The 15,715-nt window shown below is 38.4% G+C and carries 10 protein-coding genes; 5 read left to right on the plus strand and 5 right to left on the minus strand.

Annotation, left to right across the window (positions count from 1 at the left end):
* Nucleotides 1-511 precede the first annotated feature (511 nt).
* The 3 genes from BKP35_RS10620 to BKP35_RS10630 all read right to left on the minus strand — a co-directional run bounded on the left by BKP35_RS10620 (nt 512) and on the right by BKP35_RS10630 (nt 3,527).
* Nucleotides 512-1,744, minus strand: coding sequence for a DUF438 domain-containing protein (locus tag BKP35_RS10620; RefSeq protein WP_071313332.1), 1,233 nt, complete (start codon nt 1,742-1,744; stop codon nt 512-514).
* Nucleotides 1,745-1,757: 13 nt separating this feature from the next.
* Nucleotides 1,758-1,982, minus strand: a complete 225-nt coding sequence (locus tag BKP35_RS10625; RefSeq protein WP_071313333.1) for a DUF1858 domain-containing protein — start codon at nt 1,980-1,982, stop codon at nt 1,758-1,760.
* Between the two features lie 249 nt (nt 1,983-2,231).
* Entirely contained in the window at nt 2,232-3,527 is a 1,296-nt protein-coding gene (locus tag BKP35_RS10630; protein WP_071313334.1) for a NarK family nitrate/nitrite MFS transporter, read from the minus strand.
* Between the two features lie 169 nt (nt 3,528-3,696).
* Here BKP35_RS10630 and BKP35_RS10635 point away from each other — a divergent pair, with 169 nt between their 5' ends.
* From BKP35_RS10635 to narI, 4 genes are read left to right on the plus strand one after another with little or no spacing between them, the layout of a single operon-like run.
* The gene (locus BKP35_RS10635) at nt 3,697-7,374 is read left to right on the plus strand and encodes a nitrate reductase subunit alpha (protein ID WP_071313335.1); all 3,678 of its coding nucleotides are present in this window, start codon (nt 3,697-3,699) and stop codon (nt 7,372-7,374) included.
* A complete protein-coding gene (narH, locus tag BKP35_RS10640) occupies nt 7,364-8,884 on the plus strand; it encodes a nitrate reductase subunit beta (RefSeq protein WP_071313336.1) in 1,521 nt (506 codons plus the stop codon). The genes BKP35_RS10635 and narH overlap by 11 nt, the downstream gene beginning before the upstream one ends.
* Entirely contained in the window at nt 8,874-9,404 is a 531-nt protein-coding gene (gene narJ / locus BKP35_RS10645) for a nitrate reductase molybdenum cofactor assembly chaperone (RefSeq protein WP_071313337.1), read from the plus strand. Before narH ends, narJ begins: the two co-directional genes overlap by 11 nt.
* An 11-nt stretch (nt 9,405-9,415) precedes the next feature.
* Entirely contained in the window at nt 9,416-10,135 is a 720-nt protein-coding gene (gene narI / locus BKP35_RS10650) for a respiratory nitrate reductase subunit gamma (RefSeq protein WP_071313338.1), read from the plus strand.
* A 111-nt stretch (nt 10,136-10,246) separates the two neighbouring features.
* Here the strand turns inward: narI and BKP35_RS10655 are convergent, their stop codons facing one another.
* The gene (locus BKP35_RS10655; RefSeq protein WP_071313339.1) at nt 10,247-11,722 is read right to left on the minus strand and encodes an MFS transporter; all 1,476 of its coding nucleotides are present in this window, start codon (nt 11,720-11,722) and stop codon (nt 10,247-10,249) included.
* A 292-nt stretch (nt 11,723-12,014) separates the two neighbouring features.
* Nucleotides 12,015-13,379, minus strand: coding sequence for a sodium-dependent transporter (locus BKP35_RS10660; RefSeq protein WP_071313340.1), 1,365 nt, complete (start codon nt 13,377-13,379; stop codon nt 12,015-12,017).
* 571 nt (nt 13,380-13,950) lie between these two features.
* On the opposite strand from BKP35_RS10660, the gene BKP35_RS10665 reads away from it, so the two are divergent.
* A complete protein-coding gene (locus tag BKP35_RS10665) occupies nt 13,951-15,486 on the plus strand; it encodes a glycine betaine uptake BCCT transporter (protein ID WP_139192853.1) in 1,536 nt (511 codons plus the stop codon).
* The last annotated feature ends 229 nt before the right edge of the window (nt 15,487-15,715 follow it).

Genomic DNA, 15,715 nt, shown 5'->3' on the forward strand with positions numbered 1-15,715 from the left:
TCATTATGAAGTCCTCCTTGGTTAACTAAGTTAGGGGTCATCTCGGTGCACGATTTGACACCCCGTATCATACCAGGAGGGCTCTTTTTTTTTCAAGTCCCCGAAAATCCTTCTAACAGGAATGCTCCTTTTTTTATGTAATTATGTTTACGTTTATAGGATTGTACTTTTTAAAAAAAATATTCTACTTGAGTGAATTTCATAATTACCTAAATTGGGCCATATCAACCTATATGAAGTTGCGAGCGACATAACGCAACTACATATAGGTACCTTAATGGCGGTAATATTGAATTATGAAATTCATTAACATAGATAATATGATTTAGGTTAACGTAAATTAAAGCCTATTCTTTCGCTTTACGAATAAGAAAAAACTTTTCGCTAACTAACAAACTTTAAGATAGATGTAAATAAGCAAAACAAAATAGCTGCCCTACATCTCCCACCAAATATAGGTGAGAAAAAATGTTTAAGGCAGCCCTATGTTATTTCGATTTTAATGTTTTGACTAAGACATCAACCGTTTTTCACCAGTAATTTCTTGGATCGGCTCTATATTTTGGGTGAATTCAACCGTTCCTTTATATGCACCATCTTTATCGCGAACAGCAAAATAACGGATTAACACATATTTATCGCGGAACTTAATCCAGAAATCCTCGACATCTTTTTTACCTGATTTAAAGTCTTCTAACAAAGCTTCTACGATATGCGAGCTTTGTGGTGGGTGACAGTTTTGCACCGTACGTCCGATGATCGATTTTGTACGATGGAAGATTCGGTCTTTCCCGTGTGAAAAGTAGCGAACAACATCATTTTCATCGATAAACGTAATATCTACAGGAAGGTGGTTCATCATTAGTTCTAATTGGTCTAACGATAAAATCCCTGTTTCTAATTGAATGACACCGTCTTTCATAAATTCATTGGAAGATAGATCTTCTCGCTCTGGTTGCCACGGCTCAGGTGCTTCAATAAATGTGTAACCAATGACATCACCTTCACGTTCGATTTTTAACCACTCATCTTCCGTTAACTTCTCCATCGACATTGGTAAAAGAATATTTTCTTCTTTAAAAATCATTTCTGTTACTTCAAAAATAATAAAGTCTAACTGCTCGATTAAATCTTCTAGTACCCATTCGCCTTCTGTGAGTTGGGTACGGGCACGTTTGATGAACGCGCGGATTTTATCGTCGACTCCCCACATCACCTTCGTTGGCCCGAAAATTCCTACCTTCTCTAAAAAAGGAAATAGTAAATTTTCTTTTCGACTATAGTGGTTATCGATCTCGAGTAGCTTCGATAAATCTGCGATTAATTTTTCTTTATTCTCGTCCGTTTGCTCCCGCTGAAACTGTTCTTTATGAAGGCTAAGCTTAAAGTTGACGAATTTATCAATTTCACGGTTTTCTTTAAAAAATGTGTGTACAGGATGTCCAGGTGGTGTTTGCAAGGCATCGTCACCATGAATATCTTCAATAGACCCTTTAAAAACCTCAGCATGAACCGAACAAAGACGTTGGATTTCTTCAACAGCAATTCCTTCTTCTTCCATTAATGATTGTTCCATTTCAGAAATTTCATTAACACTCACTTTGTCGATCGCTTTTTGAAAACGTGCTTTTACTTCATCGATAGATTTTCCGTCATGTAATTGTTTAATAATTTCTTTTAACTCCTGCTGGCGTTCAGATTTGTCTGCAGTTTGCTTCTCACGATTATTAATCATTTCACTCATGTTTATCCGCTCCTTAATCTATTATAGTAAAACCATTATTAGATAAATGTTGTTTAACATCTTCCAACGATATTCGCATCGTGCGGCAACCTTTTGGAATGGTCATAAACTTTCCAACTGACTGTAACATTCCTGGTTTCGTAATATTGACAAAGCCAATTTCTCTCATTAAGGTGACTAATTCAGGGTGTGTTGAACATAATTCATAAACTGATTTTTTTAAAGATACTTCCTTCACAGTCCATTCACCTCTTTTTGATAGTGCAAATGATTTTTATTCTCAACGAAATTGTATCATTAGGCAGAAGTATAATCGGTGATATAAGTCACTGTATGAAAAAAGTTTTTCGAAATTATTTTGCGCGAACTGTAATTGTAATAAACAATCTATCGTCTAATTAATGAGTTAATGAATGAACAGTCGAAACAAAGTATATTGTCCACAAAACAAGTTACAGGCACCAATGAAAAATCTCGTAACTATTCATCAACACTTTACTTCAGCATTTTTTCTTGAATACCAATACCAAGTAACAAATAGACTCGAGACGTAATAGGCGATAAATAAGTAGAGCGCTAAGTTTGCAGCGCCGGTAGTATCTAACGACCATCCGAATATTCGTGGAATGAAAAATGCACCGTATGCACCAATCGCTGATGTGAATCCGAGGACTGGAGCTGCTTCGATCGGTGGAAAAATGATTGGGATCATTCGAAATGTTGATCCATTGGCAATGCCTGTCGTTGTAAATAAAACCATAAACATAATTAAAAATCCGTAAAAATTGCCAACATTTAAAAAATATATCACTCCAAACGTTGCTGCAATCATGGCGATAATATCCCAGAACGTAACGATCGCCCCACTTCCAATCTTATCAGAAACCCAGCCTCCGATAGGGCGTATTAAAGCACCGACTAACGGCCCGAGAAACGCAAACTGTAAGGCGTTTACCTCTGGAAACTCGGTTCTAATGAGTAATGGAAAAGCGGCAGAATAGCCAATAAATGAACCGAAACACATGACATAAAGCCAAGTCATTAGCCACGTATGTTTATTTTTAAAAATAATCGCTTGTTCTTTCACTGAAGCTTTCATATTCGGCAAGTTATCCATCCCGAAAATAGCAGCGATCACAGTAAGTACAATTGGAATAACCCAAATAAAAGCCGCATTTTGCATCCAAACATTTGTCCCATCTTCTAACTGTTGTGGAGCTCCGCCAATGGCACCGAAAAGAGCAAATGTTATCACTAAAGGAGAGAGAAATTGGACCGCACTTACACCAAGGTTCCCAATTCCTGCATTAATTCCTAAAGCCGTTCCTTTCGCTTTTTTCGGGAAAAAGAAACTAATATTTGCCATGGAAGAAGCGAAATTTCCCCCACCAAACCCACATAGTGTTGCCAATATAGCCATCGTCATGAAAGAGGTTTCTGTGTTTTGTACAGCGTAACCAATCCCTACCGCCGGAATTAATAAAGAAGCCGTACTTATTACTGTCCAGTTTCTGCCACCGAAAATAGGTACAACAAAAGTGTAGATCAACCGTAATGTTGCCCCACTCAAGCCGGGTAAAGCTGCTAAAGTAAATAGTTCATTCGCCGTAAAGTTAAAACCAATGTCATTTAAGTTGACTGCAACTACCGACCAAATTTGCCATACAGCAAATGCTAATAATAAAGCTGGTACAGAAATCCATAAATTTCGATTAGCGTGCCGTTTTCCTTCTGACTCCCAAAATTGTTCATCTTCTGGATTCCAATTTGTAATTCTTGACATGCATAAGCCTCCCCACTAAATCTTTTACTTCACACAATCTCCCTTAGTATTCATTTTTGTGAGCCGAAAGTATTCATTGAAAATTCCCGAAAATGAATAATTTTTCTGTTTATGCAAATCATGGTAAATGTGTAGAAAAAAATGAAGTGGAGTTTGAAAGGAGATCAACATGAGTAAAAAGATTTCCCCGCTAATGAAGAAATTAAATTTTCTTGGAAAATCAGAAAAAATCACGAATTGGGCAGAGTTATCTCCATACGATCGTGAAAATGAAAAAATATACCGTCGTAGATGGCAACACGATAAAGTCGTTAGGTCAACTCACGGTGTGAACTGTACTGGATCATGTAGTTGGCAAATTCATGTGAAGGACGGGATTATTACGTGGGAATCACAGGCAACCGATTATCCAACGACAGGTCCTGATATGCCAGAGTATGAGCCGAGAGGGTGTCCTCGTGGTGCAAGTTTTTCCTGGTATACATACAGTCCTCTACGTGTTCGCTACCCATACGTTCGTGGCGCATTACTGAAACTGTGGAAAGCAGCGATGGCTGAAAAGCAAGATCCTGTAGCCGCTTGGAGAAGCATTGTCGATGATCCTGAAAAATCAAAACATTATAAAGCGGCACGTGGAAAAGGTGGATTTGTAAGGGCATCGTGGGATGAAGTAAATGAAATGATTTCCGCTAACTTACTAGATACGATCGACCGCTTTGGACCAGATCGAATTTTCGGATTTTCACCGATCCCAGCGATGTCGATGGTCAGTTATGCAGCAGGGGGACGTTTTCTTTCATTACTAGGCTCTCCTCTATTAAGCTTTTATGATTGGTATGCTGATTTACCAGCAGCTTCACCGCAAATTTGGGGAGATCAAACGGATGTTCCAGAAAGTTCTGATTGGTATAATTCAGGGTATTTACTCGTCTGGGGTTCGAATTTACCACAAACTAGAACGCCAGACTCTCATTTTATGGTGGAAGCACGTTATCGTGGAACGAAAGTGACGGCGATTAGCCCAGACTATGCGGAATTTGTGAAATTTGCGGACCACTGGATGCCAGTTAATGCTGGAATGGATGCGGCGGTCGCAATGGCAATGACCCATGTCATTTTAAAAGAGTATTACGTAGATAATGAGACTAAGTACTTTAATGACTATGTAAAAAAATATACAGATTTACCGTATTTGATTAAGTTAAAAAAACGTGGTGAAAATTTCGTATCAGACCGGTTTTTACGAGCAAGTGATATTGGTATGCCGCTCTCAAAAGCGGAATGGAAAACGGTTGTCATCGATCAAAAATCTCAAAAATATGCTGTGCCAAACGGAAGTATCGGTCACCGTTGGGAAGAAGAAGGTACGTGGAATTTACACCAAAATGACCAGAATCAAAACTTAAATGATATTGAACCAGTGCTGTCACTTGCGAATGATCATGATGAAATTGTCACGCTTGATTTGCCGTTTTTTGATAAAGAGGAAAGAAAAGTGCTACATCGATCAATTCCTGTTAAAAAAATTGAACAAGGAGACGAAACGATTTATGTTACAACGACGTTCGATTTAATGCTTGCTAATGCAGGAGTTAATCGTGATTTATCGGGTGATTATCCAGTGGATTATGAAGACGCGACTCAGCCATACACACCTGCTTGGCAAGAAGCTATTACTGGCGTTGATCGTGACTTAGTTATAAAAGTGGCGAGAGAATTTGCTGAAAATGCAGTTAATACAAAAGGAAAGTCGATGATCATTATGGGGTCAGGAATTAATCATTATTATAACTCCGATATGATCTATCGTGCTGTACTAAACCTTGTTCTTTTAACAGGCTCGCAAGGAGTAAACGGCGGAGGCTGGGCTCATTATGTTGGACAAGAAAAAGTTCGCCCATTAGAAGGATGGCAAACGGTCGGGCTTGCTCGAGATTGGGGCGGACCACCACGCTTACAAAACGGAACATCATTTTATTACTTTGCGACAGAACAATGGCGTTATGAAGAATTTGCGGTTAGTGAGCAAACGTCGCCGATTAGGGACAAACCGAGATATGAGCATAATGCAGATTACAATGTGTTGGCCGCACGGTTAGGTTGGCTACCGTCGTATCCGCAATTTGATCGTAACTCGTTAAAGTTTTTTGAAGAAGCGAAAGCGACCTCAAATGAGGAAGTCATTCAACATGTTGTTCAACAATTAAAGGATCGTAAATTGAATTTTGCAATAGAAAATCCGGAAAAACCGGAGAACTTTCCGAGAACGTTATTTGTTTGGCGGGCTAATTTATTAGGAAGTTCGTCCAAAGGACATGAGTATTTCTTGAAACATTTATTAGGAACACATTCACATAATTTGAGTGAAGAAAATAAAGCTTTAATGACAGATGAAGTAAATTGGGAAGAAAATACACCAGAAGGTAAGTTAGATTTACTCGTTAATATTGACTTCCGTATGCAAGGAACAGGATTGTATTCTGATATTGTTTTACCAGCAGCAACTTGGTATGAAAAATCCGATATTAGTAGTACTGATATGCACCCGTTCATTCATCCGTTCAACCCAGCCATTGCCGCGCCTTGGGAAGCACGTTCTGATTGGGATACGTTTAAAAAATTAGCGAAGACATTCTCGGAAATGGCAGCACGATATTATTCAGGACCGGTTAAGGACGTTGTTGCGACACCACTGTTGCACGATTCACCAGCAGAATTAGCGCAACCGCTAGGGAAAATCCCAGATTGGAAAAAGGGCGAAGTTGAACCAGTTCCAGGGCAAAATTTACCGCAATTACACATCGTTGAACGAGATTATACGAAAATTTATGACAAAATGATCGCGTTAGGACCGAAGGCGAAGGGGCCAATTGGATCTAAAGGTATTTCTTGGGACGCAACGGACGAATATGAAAAATTACAAAATATGCTTGGCACGAGTAAAAATGAAGATTATAAAGAGTGCCCGAGCTTACTATCTGATCGAAATGTTGCCGAGACGATCTTGACATTATCAAGTACAACGAACGGTTCAATGGCAATGAAAGCATGGGAAGCATTAGAAAAGAAAACGAATTTAAAGTTAAAGGATTTAGCCGTAGAACGAGCGGAAGAACATTTGTCGTTCCAGGAAATTACAGCGCAACCACGTAAAGTGATATCTTCTCCTGTCTTTAGTGGAACAGAAACCGGTAACCGCCGTTACTCTCCATTTACAACGAATGTAGAACGAATGATTCCGTGGAGAACATTAACAGGCAGACAACATTTTTATATTGATCATGAGATTATGCTTGAATTTGGTGAAGAAATGGCTTTGTTTAAACCGATGCTACCGAAGCAAGCGTTTTACGACCGTGACCATAAGCCTGTCCATGACGGAAAGGAAATCACCTTAAATTATTTAACTCCACATTTTAAGTGGTCGTACCATAGTACGTACGGAGATACGTTACCGATGTTAACGATGTTCCGTGGTGGCCCACACGTTTGGTTGAATAATGAAGATGCGGCTGAAATTGAAATTGAAGACAATGATTGGTTGGAATTATACAACTCTAACGGTGTTGTCGTCGCACGGGCGGTTGTAAGTCATAGAATTCCTAGAGGAGTTTCTTTCATGTATCACGTGCAAGAGCGTACCATTAATGTTCCGGGCTCACCGACGACGAAAGATCGTGGTGGTACGTTTAATAGCCCAACAAAAATTCATGTGAAACCGACGCAAATGATTGGTGGGTATGCTCAATTAAGCTATGGATTTAACTATTATGGACCGACAGGAAACCAGCGTGACAATAAAGTCATCATACGAAAACTGAAAGAGGTGTCATGGCTTGAGGATTAAAGCGCAATACGGCATGGTGATGAGTTTGGATAAATGTATCGGTTGTCATACGTGCAGTATCACTTGTAACAATACGTGGACGAATCGCCCAGGAGCCGAATATATGTGGTGGAACAACGTCGAAACAAAGCCTGGAATTGGTTATCCGAAAGAATGGGAAAATCAAGAGAAACATAAAGGTGGCTGGGAATATAAAAATGAAAAGTTAGAATTAAAAGCCGGGGGGAGGTTATCGAAGCTTGCAAGGCTATTTTATAACCCTAACTTAGTTGACATTGATGACTACTACGAACCGTGGACATACGATTACGAAACTTTGATTAATAGCCCTGCTAAAAAGCATCAGCCTGTGGCGAGACCGAAATCGCAATTAACTGGAGAATATATGGATAAGATTGAGTGGGGGCCAAACTGGGAAGACGATTTAGCCGGAGTTCATAAAACTGGTTTGAAAGACCCAAATATGCGTGGCTTAGAAGAGTCGGTTCGGATGGAGTTTGAGCAAACGTTTATGATGTACTTGCCACGTATTTGTGAGCACTGTTTAAATGCTCCTTGTGTCTCGTCTTGTCCGTCAGGGGCGATTTATAAGCGTGATGAGGATGGCATCGTTCTCGTCGACCAAGATGCCTGTCGTAGTTGGCGGCTTTGTATGACGGGTTGCCCGTATAAAAAAGTATATTTCAACTGGAAAACGCAAAAAGCAGAAAAATGTACGTTTTGTTTTCCGCGAATTGAAAACGGAGATCCGACGATTTGTTCGGAAACATGTGTCGGAAGAATTCGCTATATAGGGATCGTTTTTTATGATGCGGATAAAGTATTGGAAGCAGCATCTGTTGAAGATGAAAAAGGCTTATATGAATCTCAGTTAGATATTTTTCTTGATCCACATGATCCAGAAGTGATTGAAGCTGCGAGAAAAGAAGGGATTTCGGAAGATTGGATTGAGGCAGCACAGCGTTCGCCTGTTTATAAGATGGCTGTTGAGCAAAAGATTGCCTTACCACTTCATCCTGAGTACCGTACGTTACCGATGGTTTGGTATGTACCACCGCTAAGTCCGATCATGGGGGCATTTGATGGTCAACAAGATACACTTGATCCGAATTTAGTTTTTCCAACGATCGATCAAATGCGGATTCCGATTCAATATTTAGCAAACCTTTTAACTGCTGGTGATACTGAGGTGATCCGCAAAGTGTTAAAGAAACTTGTTGCGATGAGAAGTTATATGAGAGCGAAAACGATTGGCAAAGAACCAGATAAAAATCTGTTAGAGGTAACAGAGTTAACAGAAGAGACTGTTGAAGAAATGTACCGCTTAATGGCAATTGCTAAATATTCGGACCGCTATATCATTCCTAAAGCCCATCGTGAACATTCGGAGAATATGTTTATCGGACAAGGAACGGCTGGCTATGACTTTATGGAAGGCTGCTCAAGTTGTACTGGAATGACTTCCGACTATTTTGATGATGAAGGATGGAGGGATATTGGTGGACGATAACCAAAAAGTGTTTAAACTTTGTTCAATTATGCTCGAGTATCCTCATCGTGATTGGATGAAATTTAACATCCTTAAACAAGAAGTGGCGCAATTAGAAAATGACAAAGTTCAAGAGATGTTTTTACAGTTTATTAATTATTTGCAAAGCACCGATGTGGGTCAGTTGTGTACGAACTATGTTTCTACGTTTGACTTTAATGAGGGCACGACGCTTTATTTAACGTACACCATTTTCGGTGACAACCGTGAGCGAGGACCGGCTTTTGTTGAATTAAAGAAATATTTTGAGGAAGCAGGGTACTTTATAGAAACAGAAGAGTTACCTGATTATTTGCCGTTAGTGCTTGAGTTTGCGGCCGTAGCACCAGCACACATAACACAGAAAATATTTAAAGTTCATCGAAAAGGAATTGAAAAGCTTCAGAATGAACTTGAAAAATTCAACAGCCCTTACTTACCGTTAATCAATGTATGTATTAAGGCGATCAATCAATACATGAAAAAAACGAAGGCATCTTAGGGGGGAACGCGATGTATTTTATCGATCAATTTCTATGGCTAATCTTTCCGTATATTACGTTAACGATATTTGTTGTTGGTCATATATACCGTTACAATACTGACCAGTTCGGCTGGCAAGCAAGATCTAGTGAATTTTTGCATAAAGATCGAAATTTAAAATGGGGAAGTACGCTATTCCATTGGGGGATTATCCTTGTATTTTTTGGACATGTTGCTGGTATCCTCGTACCTAAAGGCTTCTATGAAATTATTGGGATTTCTGAACCTTTGTACCATTGGGGAGCGATATGGATCGGCGGTGGTGCAGGGGTTATCACGGTGGTCGGCGTTATTTTACTTTTAGTACGACGCTCGACGGTAGAACGAATAAGAAAGAACAGTACACGGAGTGATTTTATCGTTTTGATTTTACTAAGCTTCGTCATCTTGACTGGGTTTACAAACACCGTCGGCTATACGGCGACAGGTGGAACGTTTGATTATCGTGATACGGTTGGACCTTGGTTCCGTGGCATACTGTTATTTTCACCGAACTATCAGTTAATGGTTGGTGCACCTATCGGATTCCAAATTCACATTTTGAGTTCATTTTTATTATTCGCTATTTGGCCATTTACTCGCTTAGTTCACATGTGGAGCATTCCACTGACGTACTTAAATCGTCACTATATTGTCTATCGAAAACGTAACCCGAAAAAAGCCTTTAAAGCAATGGAGCGAAATAGTTAGAAAAAAAGCTGTCCGCGAATGAAATTATTCTTGCGGACAGCTTTTTGGTTATTGATTAGGGTATATTCGGACATATAGTCATTAACGGCCTCCACTAGCTGAGTTTGGTATTTATTTTTGATCTTTTATTTGAGCATCTACAGACGAAAGTTGGTAGTCATCCCCAAACCCACCTTCAGGTTCTTTCAAAAAGAAGAGGCAATACAAGAAACTAATAAAAGCACCGAATGACAAAATAAAAAAGAACTGTTGAGGCGTAACGAATGTGTAAATCGTTAAATAAATAACAGCACCGACGTTGCCGTAAGCCCCAGCCATACCGGAAATTTGTCCTGTCAAACGCTTTTTTACTAACGGGATAATCGCAAACGTTGCCCCTTCAGCACCTTGAATAAAAAATGAAGTTAAAACCGTTACAAATATTGCTAATGTTATTGGCCATGATGAATTAATAAATCCCATAAACGCTAACCCTATTGTGATTCCAACAATGTATATAAGCATTATTTTTTTTCGGTTTTGCATACGATCTGAAAACCAGCCACCTAAAGGACGAGCAAGTAAATTAACAAAAGCAAAAGAAGAAGCAATTAACCCCGCTGTTGTGAGTGACAAATCAAATGTCGTTAAGTAAAACAACGGCAGCATCGAAACAATTGCTAGTTCAGCACCAAAATTTGAAAAGTAAGTTGTATTGAGAGCGGCAACCGTTTGAAAACTGTAACGATCGTCTTCAGGTACACCTTTTCGTAAAATAGGGACGTTAACTCGTAACGTTTGAATAAGCTGGTATAAAAAGTTAAGCACTAAAAGCCCGATGATGACATAATAAGCAGTTAAATTAATAAAATCGAGATGTAATAGTCTCCAGGCAACGACGCCTAATGCTGCAAAAAGTGGAATTGTCCAAAGAATTAAAAGGATCATGTCTCCCCAGCTACTCACTTCTAATGCGGCAATTTTTCTCGGTGATTGATACACTTTTCCTTCCGGTGTGTCTGTTACTGTGAAAAAAAAGAAAATTGCATAAGCAATACATAGTACTCCACTAAATGCAATTGCATACCGCCAGCCATCTTCGGGGCTAAAAAGGGAGGTCGCTATAAAAGGTAACGTCATGGCTGCGAAAGCTGATCCAAAATTACCGAAACCAGCATAAAATCCTTCAGCAAAACCTACTTTTTTCGGAGGGAACCATTCAGCGACGAGACGAATTCCGACTACGAAGCTAGCGCCTATCCCACTTATTAGTAGCCTCGCTACAGCTAGCTGTGCCCAAGTAGTTCCGAAAGCAAAAATAAAAGTCGGGATAGACATAATAATTAGAAGCAATGAAAAAACGATACGTGGTCCAAGTTTGTCCAACAACATTCCAATGACCATTCTAGCAGGGATTGTAAGAGCTACGTTTAAAATTAATAAAGTAGAAATATGATCCATCGTCATCCATTCAACAGTTTCGACCATCGTACTAGCCAAGGGAGCGATGTTAAACCAAGCATAAAAAGAAACAAAAAAAGCAAGCCATGATAAATGTAAAATTTGCACTTGCCGATTTTGTAAATCCAAAAGCTCTTTAGGTCTCATATGTACAGCCTCCGTAAAATATAATTGTCCTTTTAGTTTTTTATTTAAACGGACAATTATGTATTTACTTTAATGAATTTCATCATTTAATATTATTGCCAATAAGTATCTATAAGTAGTTGCGTAAAGTCCACGCAACTACTTATCGTTTGATTTGGCTCAATTGTAAGTAGGAAATTCATTCAACTAGAAGCTATTTTTTAAGAATTTTAAGAGGGGCTGCATGAAAGTGTCTATCACTTTTCATGCAGCCCCTCATTACTATTAAAATTTACGTTTTGTTATCTTAAAATTATAAAATACCTATTGAATCCAAAAAGATCACTAATAGAACAACCGGTATCACGTAACGAATCAAGAAGCTCCATAATTTAAATAATGGGAATTTATTTCCTTCTTTCTCGACTTCAAGCTTCACCTCATGTGGCTTCCACACCCATCCTAAAAAGATACATAATAGGAATCCGGAAAATGGGATTAGCACTTGAGCCGCGATAAAGTCAAACAATCCAAAGATCGTCAGGTCAAATAAAGTTATATGTGATAATGGACCAAATGATAGCGCAGTGAACGCACCAACAGTGGTAATCACTATTCCAGTAACTGGAGCTGCTACTTTACGAGAAAGATTGAACTTTTCTTTTACAAAAGCAACAACAACTTCTAATAAAGAGATCGCAGAAGTTAAGGCAGATACAAAGACGAAAAAGAAGAAAACTACTGCAAAAATAGTACCAAATGGCATATCAGTAAAAATATAAGGAAACGTGATAAATACTAAGTCAGGTCCACGTCCTGGATCAATTCCATAATGGAAGACTGCAGGAAAAATAATTAACCCAGCTAAAATTGCAACAAAAACATCGAGAAAAACAATTCCTCCAGCATTCCCCACTATACTATTTTCGTTTCGTTTATAACTTCCGTAAGTAACATACATTCCAGTAGCTAAGCTTAAACTAAAGAAAGCTTGTCCTAAAGCTGCTAAGATAACTCCTGAATTAATTGCAGAGAAATCAGGTTGTAAGAAAAATTGTAACCCTTCTTGAGCATTTTCTAAGCTTGTACTTTTAAAAACTAAAATAATTAATAAAACAAAAAGTGTAGGCATTAAAATGTTATTCCATTTTTCAATCCCTTTTTTCACACCTCTTAGCACAATTAATACAACAATGCTCATTAAAAGTGCTTGCCATACAATCGGCATGATTGGATCAGTAATAAAACCACCAAATGCATTTTCATAATTTTTTTCATTGGCAAGTAGGTTTCCAGTAAGGGCAAGAATAAAATAATAAAGAGCCCAACCAGAGATCACGGAGTAGAAGGATAAAATCATAAAGTTTACAATGACTCCAATGAATCCATTCAAATACCATTTTGAATTAGGTTGGATCACTTTATAGCTATCCATGGCATTGCTACGTCCTTTTCTCCCGATACTAATTTCACCAATGATTAAAGGCAGTCCGATAAGTAGGACGAATCCTAAATATAATAATACGAATGCAGCGCCACCGCCTTCACCAACGACAAAAGGAAACCTCCATATATTTCCTAAACCGACTGCTGAACCAGCAGCAGCAAGCATAAAACCGAATCTTGTTCCCCACTGTTCTCTAGGTTGGTTAAGGTTTGGTGTATTTCTTGTTGACATATAAATTCTCCTCTCAACTTTCTAAGCTCTCTCTTTTTTTATTTGTCTACTTTTTACATATATTTTTCTATTAACCTCAAAATAATTAAATGGTTAAAAGCGTTAATGCACTAAAGTGTTTTAAGTAATTATTATCCTATCATAATTTTTTCGTGGTGACTAGCTATAAAACCACTTTATATCTACCTTTTTATACGTTGGATGTAAAATATTAGGGAGTTGGTTATTTGGAGATGTTAAAAATTCATGATCAGCCAGAAGTATTTCTCGGTTTGGAGATGATGAACAATATCACCTTGAAACCGGGAAGATGCTTGCAACAATATTTAAGGTTAAACGTTTATTTTCACTGTTGAAATGAAAACAGGAGAATTCGAACTCATTTACGAGTATTATTATAGATCGTATAAGATAACTTCAATCAATAAATTACTATCACAAAAAACTCGGTAATATCGCCATTTATCCCTTTTTCCTTTTTATAAAATTTATGGTTTAATTAAATGACGAACTGTTCGTACAGAATACACTTTACAAACAATAAAAGGTTTATGGAAGGAAGTGTCATGTTTTGGATAAAAGTGACAGGTCGATTTTTAAAATATCCGTTGCTATTGCAACAGTTTTCGTATTAATAGGGATTTTAATTCCCACCCAATTAGGTCAAGCGATGGGAGTAGCACAAAGCTTTATGCTTGAATCTTTTGGTTGGTATTATCAGCTAGTCGCTACATTTTTCCTCGTTTTTGCGATTTTTATGATCTTTAGTAAGTATGGAAAAATAAAACTTGGAAAACCTGACTCTAAACCTGAGTATAGTCGTCCAACTTGGTTTGCGATGTTATTCTCTGCAGGAATGGGGATTGGGTTACTTTTTTACGGAGTTTCAGAACCGATTGCCCACTTTGCGGCTCCACCAATGGGAGATGGAAGCACAGAACAATCAGTCATTGTCGGAATGCGTTATACGTGGTTACATTGGGGATTACATGCATGGGCAATTTATGCGATTGTTGCATTAGCACTTGCATATCAAAAGTTTAGAAAAGGCGCACCTGGATTAATGAGTGCAACACTTTATCCTGTGCTTGGTGAAAAGGTGAAAGGTCCAATCGGTCAAACGGTCGATGTTGTAGCTGTATTTGCGACTTTGTTTGGAGTAGCAGCCTCTTTAGGGCTAGGTTCTCAACAAATAAACGCAGGCTTAGAATATCTTGTCGGTATTCCTAATAACTTTATGGTTCAAATGATGATCATGGGAATCATAACAGTTCTTTTCATCATCTCAGCAAACACAGGTCTTTCACGAGGAATTAAGATATTAAGTAATGTCAATATGTCTTTAGCTACGATATTACTTTTTGCAATGCTGATCCTCGGACCTACATTATTTTTACTTAACTTGTTTACAACTAGTTTAGGAAGCTATGTACAAAATGTTGCTTTAATGGGATTACGCTTGTCACCATTTGAAAATAGCGAAGCTGCCTTTACTCAAGGCTGGACGGTCTTTTACTGGGCATGGTGGATTTCATGGACACCATTTGTTGGGATGTTCATTGCCCGCGTTTCAAAAGGAAGAACAATTAGAGAGTTTACTGTAGCAGTTCTTCTAGTTCCAACGGTTGTTTGTGCGCTTTGGTTTACTGTTTTCGGAGGCACAGGTATTTACTTAGAACTTGTTCAAGGACTGAATGTTTCTGGTCAAGGATTAGAAACCGCCTTATTCTACGTGTATCAAAACTTACCGTTCGGAATTGTTTTATCGATTTTAACAGTCGCCTTAATTACGACATTCTTTGTTACTTCAGCAGATTCAGCTACGTTTGTTTTAGGAATGCTGACGACTGGCGGTAAGTTAAATCCGTCAAACCGTGTCAAAGTAACTTGGGGAGTTATTTTAGTAGCATCAACGTTAGTACTGATGGCATCCGGTGGATTGGCTGGTTTACAAACCGCGATCATCGTGAGTGCATTGCCACTTACCTTTATAGTATTAGTGATGTGCTACGGTTTAGTTAAAGCACTAAATCAAGATTTAAAAGAGCAAAAGAATGAAATCGCTCGAAAAAAAGAGAAAAAACTAGCTGATAAAACGGCTAGTTAACTGATAAACGAATAGTTAGCTAATAAAACGGCTAGTTTGCGAATAAACGAATAGTCAATATAGGAAAGCTACTATCCATGGTTGGGTGGTAGTTTTTTTGTTTTGTTAAAAACGGGTACTAGTGGTCGTGCAAAAAAATCAGGAAAATCGCAAGTATAAAGGGAAGAATCGCAAGAAAAAAGCAAAAATCGCAAATGAAATTAGAGAAACTCAATTAAAGATCCCACTC

This window comes from Anaerobacillus arseniciselenatis (genome assembly GCF_001865995.1).
GTDB classification, from domain to species: domain Bacteria; phylum Bacillota; class Bacilli; order Bacillales; family Anaerobacillaceae; genus Anaerobacillus; species Anaerobacillus arseniciselenatis.

Bases quoted from the DNA above. Each gene is read 5' to 3' on its own strand.
- BKP35_RS10655 (WP_071313339.1), bottom strand. From the start codon at position 11,722: ATGAGACCTAAAGAGCTTTTGGATTTACAAAATCGGCAAGTGCAAATT.
- narI (WP_071313338.1), top strand. From the start codon at position 9,416: ATGTATTTTATCGATCAATTTCTATGGCTAATCTTTCCGTATATTACG.
- BKP35_RS10635 (WP_071313335.1), top strand. From the start codon at position 3,697: ATGAGTAAAAAGATTTCCCCGCTAATGAAGAAATTAAATTTTCTTGGA.
- BKP35_RS10660 (WP_071313340.1), bottom strand. From the start codon at position 13,379: ATGTCAACAAGAAATACACCAAACCTTAACCAACCTAGAGAACAGTGG.
- BKP35_RS10630 (WP_071313334.1), bottom strand. From the start codon at position 3,527: ATGTCAAGAATTACAAATTGGAATCCAGAAGATGAACAATTTTGGGAG.
- BKP35_RS10620 (WP_071313332.1), bottom strand. From the start codon at position 1,744: ATGAGTGAAATGATTAATAATCGTGAGAAGCAAACTGCAGACAAATCT.